Source organism: Paenibacillus sp. Lou8.1 (assembly GCF_024213565.1).
Lineage (GTDB): Bacteria > Bacillota > Bacilli > Paenibacillales > Paenibacillaceae > Paenibacillus > Paenibacillus polymyxa_B.
In genome coordinates, this window is the sequence record NZ_JANAVN010000024.1 from 18,191 (window position 1) to 36,731 (window position 18,541).

The following is an 18,541-nucleotide window of genomic DNA, read 5'->3' on the forward strand; positions in this document are numbered from 1 at the left end:
CCCAAGCGCGTCATTACAAGACGGATTATAGTATTTATCGACAAAACTCTCTTTTTTGTTAAGTGCGAATTTCCGGTATAATAAGGTGATTATGTATTGAATGGCGGAACCATTGGAGGAAATGGCATGGGAGTAAAGCATGGGCGTGAGTATGAACAAATTTTGAACGATTTGACAGAGGCTGTGGGGCGCATCCCAGATAGCTATGAATTTTTTGAGATGGAAGCAGAAGATTGGGACAGGCTGGACCCGGCGGGACGTCAGGAAGTCAATGAAGCTTTGGCAGAAGACTTATTTTATGCACTGGGTACAGAGCCCACAATCACTGTAGGGAGTAGCGTTGTGATCTATGAGCCGGAGCAGCATCGCATCTATGTACTTATTGGGGACGAGGAGCTGACGTCAGTCCCTTTGATTTGAGGTCCGTCTTATGGATTTATCAACGGGGCCGTGGTAATATGTACACCAATATATCGTAGTTTTGGCCGTATTTAAGCGGTCGAAAGGCTTCCGTATAAACGGGGAGGAGTTCGTAACATGCCTTTTACACAAGAAGAGATTGAAGCACATCTGGAGAAACTGGAGGGCTGGGAACTGGAGGAAGGACGTTGGATCGTTCGAAAATATAATTTTTCCAGTTTTATGAAAGGGATTGCATTCGTGGATGAAGTTGCCGCTATATCTGAAGCATTCAATCATCATCCATTTATTACGATTGATTATAAGACCGTGACTCTGCGTTTGACCTCTTGGGACGACGGCGGTATTATGGCCGTGGATATTAAGGAAGCCCAACAATATAATGAAGCTTTTGAAAAAATGCGCAGCAGTCATTGAGCTTGTAATGATCTGTCGTATGATGATAAAAGCGCCTTCGCTATACAACATCGTGGTTGTATGCCGAAGGCGCTTTTATCATAGAATTTGGGTTGGGTGCTCGGGACGATATACCATACAATAAAATGGTTTTTTGCCATCAGGAGTCTGGCGTTCATAGGTATCTGTAAGCTCAAATCCAGCCGCCTTGTAGGCCCGGATAGCGCGCTCATTCCAAGTGAGCACCTCTAGATCAATTTCATTCTTCGGGTTGCGTCGTTGAGCTTCCTCTGCAATGGCACGGACAAAATCAGAGCCTTTGCCATGTCCGCACCTGTCAGGATGCATTCCAAGACCTAGCCGGGTCACACCGATCATAGGAAAATATTGAGCAAATCCCGTCAGTTTGTTCTCTTCATCCAGTACGGCAACATATTGCTCTTGGCGAAGCGTGGGACTTCCAAATTCGACTTCAAGTGCCTTCATTTGTTCCCAGGGGAGCCAACCATATATGTTATAAGGTGGATCATAGTGCCACTCACAGATTGCAGCCGCTTGATGCTCGTCCATCGGTACGATCCGATAGTTGGATATTGAGGCCGGCATGTGTTCCATCCTCCTTTACACAGGTACTTCAATCATTAACAACAGATTGTAGACAAGTTGCAGAGGAATGGCAAGCGTGTTTATTTCATACCTAAGTCGGGTATACATTCAATAAGAAGGAATTACTGCTCATATGCTCCCCCAGCGGTGACGGTAAAACCGACGATGTTCGCTACAATTGAAACCTTTTGAGGTCTCAGTTCGTCAGTAAAGATAATAATTGCTGATGTTGTGGACATAAAAAACCGCAATTCGATTCCGGCCAGAATCAAATTGCGGCTAGGGTTAGCTTGCTGTGCGTTAGTTATTCTACGTTATCGTCATCAGGAATGTCTGAAGCTACAGAATGGTAAGCGTCTGTGCTCATAATTCTTTTTGCACCGACATAGCGGTTAGCGTAATAATTTTCGTTCAGTGAGCTAACTACTACACCACGTGAAGTCGAGGAGTGGGCAAATTTCCCTTCACCTACGAAGATACCTACATGGGAAATGCCTCTTCCTGTGGTGTTGAAGAACACCAGGTCCCCAGGTCTCATTTCATCGCGGGATACAGAAGATCCCATTTTGAATTGTGATCCAGATTGATGCGGAAGTTTAATTCCCAGTTTGTTGTATACGTACATTGTGAAGCCGGAGCAATCGAATCCCTCGAGTGTAGTGCCTCCGCTTCTGTAGTTCGTTCCTTTGGCATCTTGGATGACCTGGTCCATCTTAGAGTCTGCATATGCACTGCCGCCACCGAATGTAAAAGATGTAAAGGCAATGGCAAGACCCATAGCTGCGATCGTTAGCTTCTTCTTCAAAAAAAATATACCCCTTCCAATGCCTGCGAGGTTAGCTTAAGGATTCGGTAGAAGGTTCCCCTATGACCACTCTGTTGCGAGATCAATTCACCCAAACTGGTTCCCCCGCTTCCTAGGTGCCAGGAATTAGGCTTAACTTAAGATGTGCACCTTGGAGAGCAGTATTCACAATAACGTTATTTTTGAGATAAAGGTTACAATAAAGATTACAAAGTTGTTACTATCAGTTCACTGCGATTATTGTAACAAAGACGGCTGGCTTTGGCAAATGTTTCATTGCAAAAAGTTACAAAAAAAATCTGCTCCTCATGTCCCAGGAACAGATCTTGTTAACAGTATTCAGTTATGTGTCGTTTGCGCGAATATGAATCAAGGTTTTTCGACAGACGGAAATGAAGTAAAAAACATAAAGGCAGGGCTTAGCTTCTACTAGAGATATCGGTATGCCATAGTCTGTACTGCGAACTGATATGCCACAGCCTGACCAGACTAGTAACAAAATGATACGATTGCTGGAGAATGAGCGCCAGCATGCCAGTCCAAATCATCGCCACGGTGCCAAATAGACCGAAGACCAGCAGCACACAAGCACCGAGCAAAAGGGATATACCGACAGCTGGGAGGAGCTGGCGAAAGAAGGCGAGCAGGGACGATAGTATGGCGTGACCACCGACAGTACCCAGTTGCATATACAGGATGCACTGCCGAATGAACCATCCGTATGCCATCCATCCAATGACATAGGGCAATAAATGCAGCAGATAAGAGGAAGATTGAAGTGCTCCTGCTACAATAGGGTAGAGTCTCGGTACTACCCAAAAGGCGGGAAGCAGCAGCAGTCCCAACTCGATGGTGTAATACAACAGCGACGACATGCCATGGCGTTTCATACCCTTGAAAAAGGACAGGCTTTGCGGTTCAGTCGCATCGGTATGCAGACTTTGATATATTCCGGCTCTAATGAAGGGAGTGATCAGTATACGTAGTACAGTCGCCCCTAGTAGTATCCACAAATACACATGTACTTCCCGGCTGTCCATCAGAGCAATCTGGCTCTCCATCCAAAATAAGGTCTGTCCCAGCTCGTTTTGACCCTGATCAGGATAACGGAGCAATAGCGGGATAACGGCAGACTGCACCAGCCGATAGAGAAACACCCCCCACAGTAGTCGATACAGAAATAAAATGATAACGATATAGAATCGTATGCGCACCAGCGCCCAGCCCTCTTTTATAACAGTCCGCATCTATAGACACCTCACCATGACAGACTTCCAAGCAGTGTCTCCAACAGCTTGGTTACACTTATACTCCAACGGGTTTGTTGCTTTTCGTCCAATTCGGCTTTTAGGCTATTGTTAATATGCTTGTTCTCCAGTGCAATGGTATATAGGGGATCAAGGGTTACATAGGAAACGGGAGAAGTACTTTTGATCCGAAAAGTTATGCTTTTGCCCGCACCGTCCCAAGCCTTGAATATCGTGGTACCATCCTTGAAGGTAAATTGGACAGGGATCTTGGGGTAATCCGCCCCTTTTTTGCTGACCGTCACGACTGCTTCATATCCATTCTCCAGCTTGTGGTTTGTGATGTGATCCACTGAAAAGTCCGCCATCTGGCCGTCATATACATACTGTTCAAAATAGTGGCTCCATGAGCGTCCGGTGACTCTCTCCACGATACGTTGAAAATCCAGTGAGGACGGATGCTTGAATCGGTACGTCTGGACGTAGGTCCGCATAATGCGATCCATTTTTTTCATACCCACCTGACGTTCAATGCCCCGTAGGACCAGCTTGCCTCGAGAGTAGGCATTTTGCGCGTACTCAGCAGCTGAGCCGTACTTCCATGACTCACGGTTTAGCGGCTGTGGGGAGGCTACCTGTCCCGATTGTAATGGCAGGTTGGGGGTAAGCCCATATTCTTGCTCCATAAGCCGCTCCTCTGCATAGGAGGTGAAGCCTTCATCCAGCCACGGCTCCTCAAATTCATTATTGGCTACCATTCCGTAGAAATATTGATGTCCAATCTCATGAACTAATGTCCGTTCCAGACTATAGCCAGGATTCAGATTACCCGCAGCAGCGGCCGTGATGAGTGTCGGATACTCCATACCGCCGGCTCCATTGCCTGATTTGGGTGGAACCACGATGGATAGGGTGGAATATGGATAAGGCCCGTACCATTTGCTGTAGTACGAAAGGGCGGCCTTCGCTGCGCTCATATAGCGCCCTTTGAGCTCCTTGTGCGACGGGTCAAGGTAGAGCTTGATTTTGACACCAGGGACTTCAGCAGAAGAAAAGGGTTCTTCTACGGTTACAAAGTTGGGTGAAGCGGACCAGGCAAAATCGTGTACATCATCGGCATAAAATTGATATATTTTTTGGCCGTTCTGTCGGACGGCACCACGGGTGGGAAATCCGGTCGCTGCTACGATATGAGTTTCAGGCACCCGAATCCGTACGCTGTAAATTCCAAAATCGGCATAAAACTCGGAGTTACCATGATACTGGTGGAGGTTCCAGCCCTCCTCGGCGCGTCCACGCTGTCCTGCAGTCTCGTAGACGCTGAGCTTCGGGAACCACTGTCCTGCCATTACAAAATCATCTGTCGCGCCCATACGAGCGAAGATGGCGGGCAGTTTTACCTCAAACTTCATATATAATGTGATTTCTTCGCCACCTCGTACCGGCTTGGGTAGACGCACCTTCACGAGCGAACGGTCGCCTGCGTTACCGTCATCTGGCTGCACATATTGGATGCGGTGCATGAGAGATAAACCGTCTTCTGTTTTTAGTTCAGTCAGCGTCATGGAGCCAAAGCCGTCTTTGGGCATGGTGTCTCCGCGCAGCTTTCCACCGGATTCCTTCATAAAGGTAGTTTCCATGGAAGAGAAGGCATTCGGGTATAGATGAAGATACAGATCATTCACGGTTTTCTTGCCCGGATGGTTCCAGGTTAGTGTCTCAGTGCCTCGCAAAACCTGTCCTTTTTCCAGAGACACATCAATGTGGTACTCTACCACCCTCTTGCTGAGGATTTCTGTAGCGGGCTGTGGAGGGTTCTTGGGCAGGTCAGGCAGGATGTTTGCCCCTAGAGGCTTGCCCATATTTGGGGCAAGCGCAGACTCAGACAGGGACCCGTATAGTGGTTGGCCTATGGACTGCGGGTCGGATTGCAGTTGGGGCTGCCAGGCAAACCATAACGTCCCTGCGAGGAGACCGAGGGCTAGTGTAGACAATAAAACGATTTTAGTGCGTGCTGGGGTCATACAATGGATACCTCCCGTTGACAAGCATCTACAGCATGTATATGTTTGCTTTCAGGAGATTATTAGTTAAAATATTTATAGTGTAGAATGAGTGTGAAGACGGAAAATGGAGGTCTAGTGACGCATGAGTGAAAATCAGCCGGACGGCAAAAAACAGATTGCACTGAACATTGTCAGTGGCAAGAGTAAACATAAGGGTTTCGGCGCAGGCTCAATCGACCTGAACAGCATGTCTCCGGTTATCATTGACCGAGGAGAGGCGAAAATTGATATCGGTGCCATGCATGCCAAAAGTAAAGTAGAACGCGGGATCAAGTTCTCTACGAATAAAGAGGATGTACCGAACGGACGCCAAGTATGGCTCGTATGGGTAGCCGTGGATCGTACGCCCGAAGGGCGTATGTACGGCGGTGCCACCGCCTGCGAGATGCTGATTGACGACGAAGCCAAACGCGGCTGGAAAATCCTCGCCGATCACGTCAACCGTATGGATTACGCGCTCAAGCGTCGTTTCATGCTGGATGATCTCGGCAGTGAAGATAAAGCAGCGCTCAAAAGCCTGCTAATTTCGCATAACGAGGAATGGTGGGACGCTTCGCCTGAGGAATTGAAGCAGGCGCTGGAAGGGTAGCCCAGCGTTAACGCAGTAATAATATTGTAAAAAAGCAGCCACATCTGTGAACTGCACCCCATTTGTTAGACACGACTAACAATGGAGGTGCAGTTCACTGTGGGCTGCTTTTTTTTATTGCGAAATAGCTTTCAGCATGAACGTATGATCGTGGTGATGGTATAGAAAGAATATTTTTCTGATTTGACACTAACCTTTTAGTAAGTAGTTGTACTAAAAGTGCATACTTACATATTTGTAGTGCGCGCTTTATACTCAGAAAATAAATAATACTCAAGGAGGATAAGTCTTTGAAAACTCTTGTTATCGTAACACACCCAAGCATAGAAACATCTGTGATAAATAAGCAATGGGTAGGAGAACTCAAAAAATATCCAGAAAAGTATACTATACATGAATTGCATACGATTTACCCTGACGGGAACATTGATGTGGAAAAAGAGCAGCACTTCATTGAATCGCATAGTAAGCTTATTTTACAGTTCCCTGTTTATTGGTTTAGTAGTCCGCCTCTCCTTAAAAAATGGCTTGACGATGTTTTTGCTTATGGCTGGGCTTATGGTTCAAATGGAGGAGACAAATTAAAGAATCGCAAAGTTGCTTTAGCTGTATCTGCCGGAATTAAAAAAGAAGATTATAGTGAAAAGGGAAGATATCGCTATACACTTGAGCATCTACTATCCCCTTTTGAAACAACCTTCCTATATTGCAGTGCAGATTATCGTTCGTTCTTTGCTTTTTATGGTACAGAAAATGAGCCTGGCGCAGATGCCCCAGGTTTGTCCGAAAGCGAATTGGAAAAAAGCGCACGAGATTATTTGAGTTTTATTGACAGCCTGTAATAGGAATGCCTATTGCTGTCCGTCCTCCAGAGCTGGCAAACCATTTTCCTCTCCCCACTCGCACATCATATTTAACAATGGAATGAGAGAAAGGCCACGCTTAGATAATGAATATTCAACTTTTGGAGGTATCTGGGGAAATTCCTTGCGTATGATAAGGCCATCTGCCTCTAGCTCTTTTAACATAATGCTTAGTGTTTTGAAGGAAATGGTGCCGATACTTCGTTTCAGCTCGTTATGCCGCATAACCTTATTTTCAGAAAGCCAATATATAATGATCATTTTATATTTACCGCTTATTAAGGACAACGTATATCCAAAGCCAGTGTCTTTTAGGACCACGCCAGACGGAACACAGGTTTCACCCATAAGTTACACTCTCCTTTAGGTAAGTATATAATATAAATGTGCATACTTTACAACTGATCATTATGCAATCTTGGTGAAATGATGTAAAGTATGCTCGTCATAAGATGTTTCTGTATCTTTAAATAGAGTGATTTTAGAAACGGAGAGGAGCGCCTTGACATCCTGAACAGGCATTCACTATAATTCAGATAGAAATCGCTTCCACTCTTCTTTTTATTTATTTTGTGGAACCGGTTCCTTGAAATGTGTAGTTAAGTCCCATTCACTGTTTATGAATGTAATCTCTAAATAAGGTGGCATCGTTATGTTTAAATGGTTGAAAAAGAAGGCGACTCCTCGTATTGAACAATTCGACATGGTAGCACCAATCAAAGGAAAAGTGGTTTCCCTTGAAGAGGTTCCAGATCCTGCGTTCTCCACGAAGGCAATGGGGGAAGGTATCGCTATTCATCCAACTGAAGGTAAAGTGACTGCTCCTTTCGCGGGTAAGGTCGTTCACGTGATGGAGAAAAGTAAGCATGCTCTGATCATTGAGCATGAATCCGGTGTACAAATTTTGATACATGTCGGGATTAATACAGTTTCCCTCAAAGGACAAGGGTTTAACCCTCACGTTCAAACAGGAGATAACATTAAAGCAGGGCAATTACTGATGGAGTTTGATCTAGACGCGATTCAACAGGGTGGCTTGCCTGTAATTACTCCGGTAATCGTTCCAGACGGGCAAGAGATGATCAGTCATGTGGAAATCTTGGAAGGTACATCCGCATCTTCAGAAGTACCCGTATTAAGAGTTCACTTAAAGGCCTAGTTCTCATTCAGAAAAGACTAACCAGGAATTCCTGGTTAGTCTTTTCTTTAGATGATTCACTGACTGGTCAAGGATCGGGTATGACCATGTGATCAAAAGCTAGGATTCACATATTTCAGATATCCGCTGATTACAATTGCCTCCGTACAGCCCTCCATGAAAGCAGATCACTTTTTTAATATCATAGGGCAGCAGGTTTTTAAGAGATTCTTTGGCCATATTGAAATCACAGCAGTATTGCGGGTCTGGAGCCAATAATTTGCCACTTACCACGCGTAGAGCATCTCCTGCAATCAGGGTTTGACTGGATTTATGATAGAAACTTAGGTGTCCTGGTGTATGTCCAGCAGTATCTATAACTACGATCCCCCCACAGAAGGGTAATTCCTCTCCGGCAACGATGGTGGAGTTTACAATAGCCTTTGGGGGATTTTCAAGTGTACGCCGGAATGCGTGTCTCCACTCTACCGGAACGGATTCGGGCATGGCGCTTACAGCTTGATCTATTGCTTCTGGAGTCAGCTTTATAAGCTGTTGTTCTCCCTGTATATAGGGCTTTTCGATAGAACTGGCTAATACTTGAACTGGGGATGAAGAAGCCCGGATTATATCTGCTAAACTGCCGATATGATCAAGATCCTGGTGTGTTATTAATATGAAGGTAAGTTTATGGATTGCTAATCCGGTGCCTAGAATAGCCTCATGCAAAAGTGAGAGTTGCCCGGGGTAAGCCGTATCAACTAAAATCATGTTATCTTCGTCCCACATTAAAGTGGGGTGAATACTCTCTATACTTCCCATAATGTTAGCAGAAACCTGGAGCATGTGTATTCCCTTGTCTAATTGCATCGAATCCCTCCCATAAGAGTTGATGTAACACAAAGGAATCGTATCATGAAAAATAAATATGTAAAACTATATTATATCACAAAAATAATTATTTGTAAATACATAGAATTTTAAATTTGTGTGACAGTTAGGAGTGATGACGTGAAGAAAATTTATTTTGTCAGACATGCCCAAGCAACAGGACAGGAACCAGATGCCCGACTTACCGATGAGGGTACCCGACAAGCTGAGCAGTTAGTTGATTTTATGGAGAACGTAGGTGTGGAATATATTGTGTCCAGCCCGTGGAAACGGGCCGTGCGAACCATTCAGCCCTTGGCTGAACGGAAACAGTTGCAGGTGTATACTGATGTACGTCTTCAAGAACGGGTACTTAGCCATGAGCATTTGGACCATTGGCTGGACGTGCTGGAACAGACCTATTTGGACGAGGACTTGAAGCTGGAGGGAGGGGAATCATCCCGTGAAGCAGTAGATCGAGGAATCCAGCTTGTTCAGGAGCTTATAGAGCGGGCGGAAAAAACGGTTATCATTGTAACTCATGGAGCTTTACTATCTCTTCTCATTCGACATTACGATCCGCAGTTTGGGTTTGAGGACTGGAAAAAGCTTTCGAATCCCGACGTGTATTTGCTAGAGCTGAAAGAAGCAGAAGCCAAGATTCACAGAGTGTGGAATATGGGTTGAAATAAATAAAGCACGTTCACCATAAGTGCAGAATGGAATCGAAAGGGGAGGCGCATGTTGAAGGCAAACTGTTTTTTAGAATTAGAAAAGGCGTTGTTTCAAGCTTGGTCTTTGGAGTCTAGTTCTAAATGGACAGCAAATAATCCTGCGGCTGGACAATGTGGTGTCACAGCGCTTGTCGTTCAGGACAGGCTTGGCGGCGATATTTTGAGGACATGGCTGGATAGTGGCTGGCACTATTACAACCGCATTGGTGAGGACATTATAGATTTTACGAGGTCGCAATTTTCAAGCCTTCCTCAGTATCAGGATGTATACTCCAACCGGGAGGAAGCTTTTTCGGACACCAATGCAGGGCAGTATGCAGCCTTAAGTCAGAGATTAAAGGAATTTCTAAACGAAGAAGAATAAGGGGATTTAAATCTGGATGCAGTCATAAAGACGTGATTTTTGAACCTGATCCAATGGAAGGTACTTTTTGTTGCCCAATATACATTAAAGAGCTGAGTAATCAGTAAAATTCTTGAAGATAAAAGCTGTATTTACGTTATAAAATGGGCTATACTGAGGTAAGAATAGTAAAGGAGTCGTGCGCTAACACGACTCCAGTATACAACCACTGCTTAAAGAGCAGTCGGCAGTAGGGTCCAACAATAGACCGTTACCTTGGATCGGGGCGGTCTATTTCTTTTTTATGTAGGTAGGCAATGCCAGAATGAACATGCCGAACATGATCATCAAGGAAATTGCGTCTTGAGATATTAATTACTTAATTACGTATTTTCTTGGAGAGTACTATAAAATAAACTCTAATGCAGCCAATGACCGGGAATGCTTAGAGAAGGGGGCAGTTTGGTTTTACAATTGCCCTTAGCCGAATTTAATTGCGCCTGTGTAAGAAAGATACTTCCTTCCAGATTAGCCCCACTTAAATCAGCATCTCTAAAATCCGTACCGATCAAGTCTGTCATTCTCAGATCAGCCTCTCGCAGATCAGCAGCAATAAGTAAAACTCCTCTCAGGTTGGTACCTCTAAGATTAGCGCCTCTCAAATTGGCCCCGATAAGGTCTCTACTCCTGATTTTTTTACTATATTTATTGTGCTCCACGTTTTTCTTAACTTTTTCTCGTACTAACTCACTTGTTTGTAAAAGTAAATCATTGACTAACGCCCTATGGGTTGGTACATGAAGATTTATGAGGGATTTTGGATCTTGATCCGTAAGCTGCTCGGTTTTCGCCATAGCTTTTTGTAAGTCTGTATAGATGGGTTGAGTTTCTTTTAAGTTAAGGGCTTCATTGAGGTAATAAAGCATTTCATGAAGCTGTTGCATGATGGGAAATATATTGAACATTTCCTCAGCTATTGCCGGATCGTCTCGCCAGCTTTTTCCCTTGTATGTAACTTGGGAAACTTTTTGACCTGCTCCAAAGCAATCATATACCGTACAGCCTCGCAAGCCGTTGTTTCTTAGATTCTTATGAATATCACAACGATAATCCGCATTGAGGTTTTGACAAGGGGTTCCTCCATCCTTATTAAAAGCAAAATCAGCTGATTTTGCATAAGGCAAGGCTACACAGCATAAACCAAAACATTGTTCACAATTTGCACTATACAATAAACACACATCCTTTTACTGGCACCTATTAAATATAATATTACCAAAAAAAGATGGAGCATGGTCTATTGTTTTTTCGTAGACTTCTAGAGTCTGCTGGATCGTTTAGAGAAGAAATTTAGTCTTTTGCCAGGTTCAATTGCCATGAGACTCCGTATTTATCTTCAACCCACCCAAATTGTTGGCTTACGGGAGAGGCTTCAAGGGGCATTAGAACTCGGCCTTCCTGAGATAGCTGGTCAAACACGCTATGGATTTCTTCTTCCGAATCACAAGTGACGAATAGCGATAGAGCTGGGGTAAAAGGGTGTTTGTCCTGATGGTTATAGTCTATAGCCATAAAAGTCTGCCCTTTGAGGTTGAATACGGCATGTAACACGGTCCCATCTTCCTGATGAAAAATGCTCATGATACCAGACGGCTTAAATACAGAGGTATAATATTGCATGGCTTCTTCTGCTTGACCGGAGAACATGAAAAATGTTGTGATTTTTGGACTGGAATCATGCATGAGATCAACTCCCTAGATTGTATCGTAGATGATAACATCTTTCCTCTTTTTTAATAGAAATATTCAGCATTAGAGAAGTGCTTCATGAAGACGTACACACGTGAAAGGAGAAAGACAGGATGATGGACGCGACAACAAGACTTATGGATATGTTCGGCTCAGCTAAGAAGCTGGATGCCAGCATCATTTCTGCCTATACGGATGTGGTTGCCCAATATGGGACAGTGGAGGATGCGTGGGAGTTATATAGGCTTTTTGTAGAAGATCCCCATCATTATATCCGGGGGTTGCTCCTCCAGCCGATCATGAGATGCGGGGATGTTACTTTGGCGCAGGATATGTACGAGCGTTACGTCCGAAATCAGGCATCCCCAGAACATATACCTGACGGTGTGCTGTATGCGCTAGGTTATTTGGGTTATGTGGAGGCTGCTGCTGATCTCGTCGCTTTGGTGAACGGACCGTATGGAGCTGTGTCTGTGGATGCCTGTTTGGGACTGGTACATCTTCCATGCGAACCGTATCGTGAGAAACTGGCGGCTGAATTGGAAAAAGCGCTGGATCAGAATTTGTTTAATGAATTCTTACCTCTGTTAAGCTTCAAATGTACGAATGAAGATATGATTCCGCGATTGGTACATTGGGGAGAGCAACATGCTTCCGTAGACTGTAATGCAGGAATTATTGCTGGAATCGCATTGTTTGGAGAAGGGCAGAAGGATACGATTCGATCTATCCTGTGGAATCCGTTTTGGGAGGCTCATGGAACGGCTACAGGCAGTTGTGTGTGGTCTTATTTTGCTATGCAGCATGTAGGACTAACCTTTAGGGAGCTTGTTCAGGATATAAAAAGCTACGATACATCCAAAGAAGATGTACAGACATTGGAATACCGTTTGGACGTGCTATATGAGATGTTGGAACTAAAGCTAAGCTATACAGCCCGACCGATCCGGTTCGCTCGCAGCAATGAGGAATCATTTGGTCAGCTATATAGCGATTTGTTTAGCTGGTCTAATGAACATCACGATGACTCTATTATAGGCTGGATGAATGAACAGTTGGGGGTTGAGCACCGACTACTGGAACGGTATTATGAGCTAAGGAAACGAATCGAGATTAAAATGGTGCATGAAATTGAGCTGGAGCATGTTCAGAAAGGGAGTTAATCGTATCAGGAAATAAGAATTTTTGATGTAAAAGGACGAAATGGCGGAGTTTGGCGGCGATATGGGGATTCGCCCAGTCCGCGGGCTGATGTCCCGCATAGGATACATCAGCCTAGAACACAAGGAGTGAAACACATGTCTTTACTGCCACAAGTTCCTTTCGGAACGCAACCGGGTACTCCGGGTCCTTTCACGCCGTCAAGTCCTTCGATTCCACAATTTCCTGATATGCAGGATTCCTTCCCATCTCCGATAGGTCCGCCACCAGGCCCAGGACCATTTTCGCCACAGCCGTTCTCACCACCGCCGCAGGGGCCATTCGGTCCGCAAGGTGGGCAGCAAACTCAAGCACCAACTTCCCCACCACCGCAATTTACGCCACCGAAGCCGCTGGTTTCGGCGTATGCGGTTGACCCTGGAGCCATCTTTGGTTGTTTGTTCCGCAACACGTTTGTATGGCTGACGAACGGAGAGCGTTTCTGGATGTACCCTGTCTTTGTAGGCAGGACATCCGTAGCGGGTTTTCGGTGGAGTGGACGTTTTTGGTTTTATTATGGTGTAGACACTAACCGTATTGAGTCGTTTAGCTGTTATTGGTAATAGCGCAGCTTTAGGGAAGAGCGGGGCTTAACGGAATGATGGCTGATGGCACTGTCAAGAGAGGTAAATGGGTACATGAGGTAAGTGAAGCGAAAATAAAAAGACTGAGAGAGCGCTCATCGCGTTCCCCCAGTCTTTTTTTGCTATTAATCCATCCACCAACGTTTAAAATTGCCCCACCATGATTTCTTTTCGGCTTGTCGCTCCGCTTGGTCAGTTGGTGTTGATGCCGGTGGGTTATCTTGCCCCGACAGCGTCTCCTTCGGCTCCGTGCCGCTGACGAATACCTCCAGCCGCTTATCCGGGCTGTCCGGTGCAGCCAGTTTGCCGCTGGCCGGATCAATATAAGCGCTGACTACGCCGTCGGGGATAGGAAAGATTTTGGGCGGCACATTCTCCAGCGCTTTCTCCGTATATTGCGCAAAAATCGGAGCCGCCCGTCGGGCATCCTGTGTGCTGATGTCCTTGCCCTTGTCATAGCCAACCCAGACAGCGGTGGATAGTTCGGGGGTAAAGCCGACCATCCACGCATCGGTGTTGGTCGTGCCGCTCTTGCCGGCAACCGGGCGCTTAATCAGCTTCGCGACCCGGTTGCCGGTGCCGCCTTCTTCGAACACGCCTTCCATGAGGCGTGTAAGGACATAGGCGGAGGCGGGCTTCACCACCTGCACGGGCGCGGCTTGGGGCGCTTCGTACAGCGACCGCCCGGCCGCATCGGTGATGCGCAGCACTGCCACCGGAGCCACCTTTTGCCCGCCGCTGCCGATGACCGAGAAGGCCGAGGCCATCTCGAACGGGCTGACGGGCGACACGCCCAGCGCCAGCGAAGGTACGGGCTTAAGCTCGCTTGTAATGCCCATTTTGCTGGCGAGGTCCATGACCTTGTCCGTTCCCACCTTCAAAATGGTGCTAACGGCATAAATATTATCGGACGCCGCAATTGCGCGCCGAAGATCTATTTCGCCCAAGTATTTGTCTCCAAAATTTTTGGGCTTATAGGTCTTGCGGTTGTCATCGTAGTGGAACAACGTCGGTCGGCTTTCGAACTTGGACGTACTCGTCAATTCGCCGGAATCCAGCGCGCTCAGATACATAATCGGCTTGAAGGCTGAGCCCGGCTGCCGGGTTGTGGCCAGCGCATGATTATATTGATTCCCGACATAGTTCGTTCCGCCGACCATGGCCTTGACATGTCCGTTGCGCGGGTCCATGGAGATTAACGCGGTTTCCAGTCCGTTGCTGTTCTTCATGCCTTCGTTTACAGCCGCCTCGGCTGCCTGCTGCATGTGCATGTCCAGCGTGGTATAAATACTCAGTCCGCCATGCTCAAGCACCCCTTCGCTAATCCCAAGTTGATGAGTCGCCAGCTGGCGAACGTAATCGCGGAACCAGGGAGCGGTTTCCACTGTCCGGCGCTGGCTCTCGGGCCGCAGGGCCAGCATTTCCTCATAGGCCTTGGTGGCTTCAGCCGGAGTAATCTTGCCAGTGAGCGCCATGGAGTCCAGTACAATTTTCTGCCGATCCTTTGCATTTTTCATATGATTATACGGTGAATAGTAGGTCGGTCCTTTCGGAATACCCGCCAACAGGGCACTTTCGGCCAAATCCAGATCCTTTGCGGATTTACCGAAATACATTTGCGAAGCTGCTTCAATGCCATAGGCGCCGTGACCATAGTAAATTTCATTCAAATACATTTGCAGCAGCTCATTCTTGGTGTACTTCATTTCAAGCTGTGCGGTATAAATGGCCTCCTTGGCTTTGCGCGTCCACGTTTTCTCATGAGATAAGTACAGATTACGTGCAAGCTGCTGAGTCAGCGTGCTGGCCCCTTGCGACATATCCCAGCGGGTCAGATTAACGATTACCGCCCGGCCCAGACCTTTGAAATCAAAGCCAAAATGATCGTAAAACTTCCGATCTTCCACAGCCAGGGTAGCTGCAATCAAATCGGGTGAAATGTGATCAAGCTGGACCGGAATGGATTCCTTGCCTCCAGCAGAGAAAGTGGCGATGACTTGCCCCTGACTATCGAGTAGTCGTGAATTCCGATCCGTATCCGCGAGCGGAAGGCTGGTCGTGTACAAATAGGCTAGCAGGATGCAGGCGGCGATGACCGTCAGAATAGTGAGAGACATCAGTCCTTGAAAGCATCGAAGCCAAAGCGGTTTACGCTTGGGGGATCGCCCGGTCGTATCGGTCATCATGCCACCTCCTTCCATAGTTGATGTTCTCAGTATAGTCAATCCGAAAGCGTCTATTCATCAGATACACACACGTGTCTATTTTAAACAAGATTAAATCTTCAAATTGCTTTTGCAGTCCATTCAGGTATCACTTATAATGCAAAAAGTGTGAAATTCCAATGTGTTTGGTACAATAAATATAGCAAACTCGGCGTTTGCGTGTTGCTGATATAAGGAAAGTCAACGTTTATGCTACCGGATTGCCGGACACATACTTTGATCAGAAAGAAGGTTGGAATGATGGACTTGTGGTTTACGGAGAAGCAGACTCCCTCTTTCGGCATTACAGCAAAAATCAAACAAACCTACGTCTCTGAGAAAACAGATTTTCAGGATCTGGCTATGATCGAGACAGAGGAATTCGGCAATATGCTTGTTCTGGATGGCATGGTGATGACAACGGTTAAGGATGAATTTGTGTATCACGAAATGGTAGCACATCCGGCCTTGAATACACATCCGAATCCGAAGAAAGTTTTGGTTGTGGGCGGTGGCGATGGCGGCGTTATTCGTGAGGTCATCAAGCACCCTGAAGTGGAAAAGGCTGTATTGGTTGAGATCGACGGTAAGGTGATTGAATATTCCAAAAAATATTTGCCTGAAATCGCAGGAAAGCTGGACGAGCCTAATGTAGAAGTGCTAGTCAATGACGGATATATGCACATTATTGAACACAAAAATGAATACGACGTCATTATGGTCGATTCGACGGAGCCGGTAGGTCCGGCAGCCCCCCTGTTCGAGCGCGGGTTTTACCAAGGTATTTTTGAGGCGTTGAAGGAAGACGGCATTTTCGTTGCTCAAACGGATAACCCGTGGTTCAAGGCAGACCTGATTCAGAAGGTCAACAAAGATGTGAAGGAAATTTTCCCGATTGTGCGTGTGTATGGTGCGAACATTCCGACCTATCCGAGTGGTCTTTGGACATTCACGTTGGGGAGTAAGAAGTATGATCCGCTCGAAGTAGACGAGACCCGAATTCCAGAAATGGACACCCGATATTACAGTCCGCGTCTACACAAAGCGGCGTTTGTACTACCTAAGTTTGTAGAAGATTTAACGAAGTAAACATTTTAAAAAGCGCCTTAGTGGTCTTTGCTGCCTGTTTTTGGGTGGAAAAGAGCGCTATAGGCGCTTTTTTGTGTTGGATAAGATTTGAAAAAGGCTATAAAAGCATACTGGACACTGGATTTCCTTTTAAGATAAAAGAAGGAAATTTAAGGGTGTGCGTAGAATATACAAAAAACCAGACATTTAACAGATTTGTAATGTCAACAGGGACGGTTTGGTTATGGAAATACATAAATCGGCGATGTACCAAAGAGGGGGAAACTTTTTTGATCAGACGCTCTTTTTATTACCTGTGGGGGTCTCAGACAATCTCCAACGTAGCAGATATCATATACATGTTGAGTGTAGTGGTATTGGTGTTTAGTTCAAGTAATTCCTTAATGACGACTATTTTAATTCCGTTGTTCCGATTGTCTGCCCAAGTACTTAGTGGGCTCGTTGCACCGATCGTCCTTGGCCGATTTCAGCTAACGCGCGTGTTGCTATTTTCCCAGTTTGGGCAGTTTGTCATTTTTACGCTGCTGCTGCTTTATTTGTGGATCGTACCTGAGCAGAGGTCGTTTCTATTTATTTTTGTGATGGTGTTTGGTATGTCTTTTCTGGATGGCTGGACAAATCCCGCGCGTAATGCGCTTGTACCCCGTTTGGCTACGGGTGAAGGACTAATGCGGGCCAACGGCATGGTAGCGGTCAGTGATCAGGTGGTCAAGTGTGCAGGCTGGGCGTTGAGCGGAATTATTGTGGCTTGGCTGGGTTCCCTGAATACGCTTGTGATCGCATCCTGTTGTTATCTTGTTGCTGTAACTGTCACGTCCTTCATCCGTGATCCGCTGGATCAGAAGGAATTAAGTCTTGAAGCTTCGGATTCCTCAACAAATCTAGTAGAACCTGCAAAGGGAAAGGAAAAAGGCTCCCATTGGAAAGAGCTTGGGGAAGGCTGGAAAATCATTTGGCACAACCGTCGTATTCGTTCTCTGATGATCGTCGATAGTGTGGATAGTATTGGGGGAGTCTCCTGGCTCGGCGTATTTATTTTGGCGTACGTCAGCCAAGTGCTGCATCGGGATGCGAGCTGGTGGGGCTTTATGAATGCGTCCTTTTTCTCGGGCACAATTTTGGGTGGATTGATTGTCGTTGGTTTGGTCAAGCGCTTGCAAAAGAACAGCTTTTTATACATGCTCGGAGCGTTGCTGGTGTATGTACTGATTACAATTGTATTTGCGCTGAATACAATCCCCGTTGCTGCACTTATTCTTTTTGCTGTATCAGGCTTACCTGTTCAAATGGCAGGGATTATTCGCCGCACTTTGCTGCAAACCAGTGCACCGGCAGCTCAGCTACCCAAAGTGATGGCGGGAATTGATGTGATTACAAATCTCGCTTTCGGTCTGTCCTTGTTATTTATGGGCTGGTATGCAGACCGTTTCGGTATGGTGCAGGTGTATTTGTTGGCTGCGATTATGACGACCATTGCTATCTTGATCGGCTGGTTGTACCGCAGGGATTTTCAGGAAAGTGAGCAAATGGACCATCCAACCGCTACGGGGGCAGGCATCTGAGCTTTGTTTCTTCCTGTGTCACAACAAAAAAAGCCGATTGCATAAGAGCAACCGACTTTTCCCCTTAACCCGCAGT

21 protein-coding genes and 1 riboswitch are annotated in these 18,541 nt (G+C 46.1%); of the genes, 11 read left to right on the top strand and 10 right to left on the bottom strand.

Annotation, left to right across the window (positions count from 1 at the left end):
- Positions 1-126: 126 nt before the first annotated feature.
- Both NLX78_RS25240 and NLX78_RS25245 read left to right on the top strand, forming a co-directional pair.
- A complete protein-coding gene (locus NLX78_RS25240) occupies positions 127-420 on the top strand; it encodes a hypothetical protein (protein ID WP_061831817.1) in 294 nt (97 codons plus the stop codon).
- A gap of 117 nt (positions 421-537) precedes the next feature.
- On the top strand, positions 538-837 hold the full coding sequence (locus tag NLX78_RS25245; RefSeq protein WP_007428083.1) for a 4a-hydroxytetrahydrobiopterin dehydratase: 300 nt from the start codon (positions 538-540) through the stop codon (positions 835-837).
- A 78-nt stretch (positions 838-915) separates the two neighbouring features.
- Here the strand turns inward: NLX78_RS25245 and NLX78_RS25250 are convergent, their stop codons facing one another.
- The 4 genes from NLX78_RS25250 to NLX78_RS25265 all read right to left on the bottom strand — a co-directional run bounded on the left by NLX78_RS25250 (position 916) and on the right by NLX78_RS25265 (position 5,498).
- Entirely contained in the window at positions 916-1,422 is a 507-nt protein-coding gene (locus NLX78_RS25250) for a GNAT family N-acetyltransferase (RefSeq protein WP_250267132.1), read from the bottom strand.
- 304 nt (positions 1,423-1,726) lie between these two features.
- Entirely contained in the window at positions 1,727-2,227 is a 501-nt protein-coding gene (locus NLX78_RS25255; RefSeq protein ID WP_061831815.1) for a C40 family peptidase, read from the bottom strand.
- 5 nt (positions 2,228-2,232) lie between these two features.
- Positions 2,233-2,370, bottom strand: a riboswitch (cyclic di-AMP (ydaO/yuaA leader).
- Positions 2,371-2,646: 276 nt separating this feature from the next.
- Positions 2,647-3,474 (bottom strand): hypothetical protein, encoded by an 828-nt coding sequence (locus NLX78_RS25260; protein ID WP_235306874.1) that lies wholly within the window; start codon positions 3,472-3,474, stop codon positions 2,647-2,649.
- An 11-nt stretch (positions 3,475-3,485) separates the two neighbouring features.
- Positions 3,486-5,498, bottom strand: a complete 2,013-nt coding sequence (locus NLX78_RS25265) for a M1 family metallopeptidase (RefSeq protein ID WP_254351838.1) — start codon at positions 5,496-5,498, stop codon at positions 3,486-3,488.
- A gap of 124 nt (positions 5,499-5,622) precedes the next feature.
- On the opposite strand from NLX78_RS25265, the gene NLX78_RS25270 reads away from it, so the two are divergent.
- Positions 5,623-6,129: a YwhD family protein gene (locus NLX78_RS25270; protein ID WP_013368743.1), complete on the top strand. Its 507-nt coding sequence runs from the start codon at positions 5,623-5,625 to the stop codon at positions 6,127-6,129.
- A gap of 290 nt (positions 6,130-6,419) precedes the next feature.
- The gene (locus NLX78_RS25275) at positions 6,420-6,971 is read left to right on the top strand and encodes an NAD(P)H-dependent oxidoreductase (RefSeq protein ID WP_254351839.1); all 552 of its coding nucleotides are present in this window, start codon (positions 6,420-6,422) and stop codon (positions 6,969-6,971) included.
- A gap of 9 nt (positions 6,972-6,980) precedes the next feature.
- Here the strand turns inward: NLX78_RS25275 and NLX78_RS25280 are convergent, their stop codons facing one another.
- Positions 6,981-7,340, bottom strand: coding sequence for a winged helix-turn-helix transcriptional regulator (locus tag NLX78_RS25280; protein ID WP_103050231.1), 360 nt, complete (start codon positions 7,338-7,340; stop codon positions 6,981-6,983).
- A 304-nt stretch (positions 7,341-7,644) separates the two neighbouring features.
- On the opposite strand from NLX78_RS25280, the gene NLX78_RS25285 reads away from it, so the two are divergent.
- Positions 7,645-8,151 carry a PTS sugar transporter subunit IIA gene (locus tag NLX78_RS25285; RefSeq protein WP_250259946.1) on the top strand — a complete coding sequence of 169 codons (507 nt, stop codon included), beginning with the start codon at positions 7,645-7,647 and terminating at the stop codon, positions 8,149-8,151.
- A gap of 99 nt (positions 8,152-8,250) precedes the next feature.
- Here NLX78_RS25285 and NLX78_RS25290 read toward each other — a convergent pair whose 3' ends face one another.
- A complete protein-coding gene (locus NLX78_RS25290) occupies positions 8,251-9,000 on the bottom strand; it encodes an MBL fold metallo-hydrolase (RefSeq protein ID WP_254351840.1) in 750 nt (249 codons plus the stop codon).
- Between the two features lie 141 nt (positions 9,001-9,141).
- On the opposite strand from NLX78_RS25290, the gene NLX78_RS25295 reads away from it, so the two are divergent.
- Together NLX78_RS25295 and NLX78_RS25300 are read left to right on the top strand one after the other, a co-directional pair.
- On the top strand, positions 9,142-9,687 hold the full coding sequence (locus tag NLX78_RS25295) for a histidine phosphatase family protein (RefSeq protein WP_254351841.1): 546 nt from the start codon (positions 9,142-9,144) through the stop codon (positions 9,685-9,687).
- A 54-nt stretch (positions 9,688-9,741) separates the two neighbouring features.
- On the top strand, positions 9,742-10,098 hold the full coding sequence (locus NLX78_RS25300; protein WP_416145809.1) for a YunG family protein: 357 nt from the start codon (positions 9,742-9,744) through the stop codon (positions 10,096-10,098).
- Positions 10,099-10,368: 270 nt separating this feature from the next.
- On the opposite strand, the gene NLX78_RS26825 is transcribed toward NLX78_RS25300, so the two are convergent.
- The 3 genes from NLX78_RS26825 to NLX78_RS25310 all read right to left on the bottom strand — a co-directional run bounded on the left by NLX78_RS26825 (position 10,369) and on the right by NLX78_RS25310 (position 11,820).
- On the bottom strand, positions 10,369-10,449 hold the full coding sequence (locus NLX78_RS26825; RefSeq protein ID WP_367988787.1) for a putative holin-like toxin: 81 nt from the start codon (positions 10,447-10,449) through the stop codon (positions 10,369-10,371).
- A 47-nt stretch (positions 10,450-10,496) separates the two neighbouring features.
- A complete protein-coding gene (locus tag NLX78_RS25305; protein ID WP_069290788.1) occupies positions 10,497-11,309 on the bottom strand; it encodes a pentapeptide repeat-containing protein in 813 nt (270 codons plus the stop codon).
- A gap of 118 nt (positions 11,310-11,427) precedes the next feature.
- Positions 11,428-11,820, bottom strand: a complete 393-nt coding sequence (locus tag NLX78_RS25310) for a VOC family protein (protein WP_013308197.1) — start codon at positions 11,818-11,820, stop codon at positions 11,428-11,430.
- Positions 11,821-11,939: 119 nt separating this feature from the next.
- On the opposite strand from NLX78_RS25310, the gene NLX78_RS25315 reads away from it, so the two are divergent.
- Together NLX78_RS25315 and NLX78_RS25320 are read left to right on the top strand one after the other, a co-directional pair.
- Positions 11,940-12,989, top strand: a complete 1,050-nt coding sequence (locus tag NLX78_RS25315; RefSeq protein WP_254351842.1) for a hypothetical protein — start codon at positions 11,940-11,942, stop codon at positions 12,987-12,989.
- Positions 12,990-13,124: 135 nt separating this feature from the next.
- Entirely contained in the window at positions 13,125-13,589 is a 465-nt protein-coding gene (locus tag NLX78_RS25320; protein WP_061831806.1) for a hypothetical protein, read from the top strand.
- 146 nt (positions 13,590-13,735) lie between these two features.
- Here the strand turns inward: NLX78_RS25320 and NLX78_RS25325 are convergent, their stop codons facing one another.
- On the bottom strand, positions 13,736-15,793 hold the full coding sequence (locus tag NLX78_RS25325) for a transglycosylase domain-containing protein (RefSeq protein ID WP_254351853.1): 2,058 nt from the start codon (positions 15,791-15,793) through the stop codon (positions 13,736-13,738).
- A gap of 282 nt (positions 15,794-16,075) precedes the next feature.
- On the opposite strand from NLX78_RS25325, the gene speE reads away from it, so the two are divergent.
- Together speE and NLX78_RS25335 are read left to right on the top strand one after the other, a co-directional pair.
- Complete coding sequence (gene speE, locus NLX78_RS25330) at positions 16,076-16,903, top strand: polyamine aminopropyltransferase (protein WP_053324352.1); 828 nt, start codon at positions 16,076-16,078, stop codon at positions 16,901-16,903.
- Positions 16,904-17,172: 269 nt separating this feature from the next.
- Complete coding sequence (locus NLX78_RS25335; protein WP_250267139.1) at positions 17,173-18,465, top strand: MFS transporter; 1,293 nt, start codon at positions 17,173-17,175, stop codon at positions 18,463-18,465.
- The last annotated feature ends 76 nt before the right edge of the window (positions 18,466-18,541 follow it).

What these genes read in the sequence shown, in the direction of transcription:
- NLX78_RS25240 (WP_061831817.1), top strand. Translation starts at nt 127, where the DNA reads ATGGGAGTAAAGCATGGGCGTGAGTATGAACAAATTTTGAACGATTTG.
- NLX78_RS25245 (WP_007428083.1), top strand. Translation starts at nt 538, where the DNA reads ATGCCTTTTACACAAGAAGAGATTGAAGCACATCTGGAGAAACTGGAG.
- NLX78_RS25250 (WP_250267132.1), bottom strand. Translation starts at nt 1,422, where the DNA reads ATGCCGGCCTCAATATCCAACTATCGGATCGTACCGATGGACGAGCAT.
- NLX78_RS25260 (WP_235306874.1), bottom strand. Translation starts at nt 3,474, where the DNA reads ATGCGGACTGTTATAAAAGAGGGCTGGGCGCTGGTGCGCATACGATTC.
- NLX78_RS25265 (WP_254351838.1), bottom strand. Translation starts at nt 5,498, where the DNA reads ATGACCCCAGCACGCACTAAAATCGTTTTATTGTCTACACTAGCCCTC.
- NLX78_RS25270 (WP_013368743.1), top strand. Translation starts at nt 5,623, where the DNA reads ATGAGTGAAAATCAGCCGGACGGCAAAAAACAGATTGCACTGAACATT.
- NLX78_RS25280 (WP_103050231.1), bottom strand. Translation starts at nt 7,340, where the DNA reads ATGGGTGAAACCTGTGTTCCGTCTGGCGTGGTCCTAAAAGACACTGGC.
- NLX78_RS25285 (WP_250259946.1), top strand. Translation starts at nt 7,645, where the DNA reads ATGTTTAAATGGTTGAAAAAGAAGGCGACTCCTCGTATTGAACAATTC.
- NLX78_RS25290 (WP_254351840.1), bottom strand. Translation starts at nt 9,000, where the DNA reads ATGCAATTAGACAAGGGAATACACATGCTCCAGGTTTCTGCTAACATT.
- NLX78_RS25300 (WP_416145809.1), top strand. Translation starts at nt 9,742, where the DNA reads ATGTTGAAGGCAAACTGTTTTTTAGAATTAGAAAAGGCGTTGTTTCAA.
- NLX78_RS25310 (WP_013308197.1), bottom strand. Translation starts at nt 11,820, where the DNA reads ATGCATGATTCCAGTCCAAAAATCACAACATTTTTCATGTTCTCCGGT.
- NLX78_RS25315 (WP_254351842.1), top strand. Translation starts at nt 11,940, where the DNA reads ATGATGGACGCGACAACAAGACTTATGGATATGTTCGGCTCAGCTAAG.
- NLX78_RS25320 (WP_061831806.1), top strand. Translation starts at nt 13,125, where the DNA reads ATGTCTTTACTGCCACAAGTTCCTTTCGGAACGCAACCGGGTACTCCG.
- NLX78_RS25325 (WP_254351853.1), bottom strand. Translation starts at nt 15,793, where the DNA reads ATGACCGATACGACCGGGCGATCCCCCAAGCGTAAACCGCTTTGGCTT.
- speE (WP_053324352.1), top strand. Translation starts at nt 16,076, where the DNA reads ATGGACTTGTGGTTTACGGAGAAGCAGACTCCCTCTTTCGGCATTACA.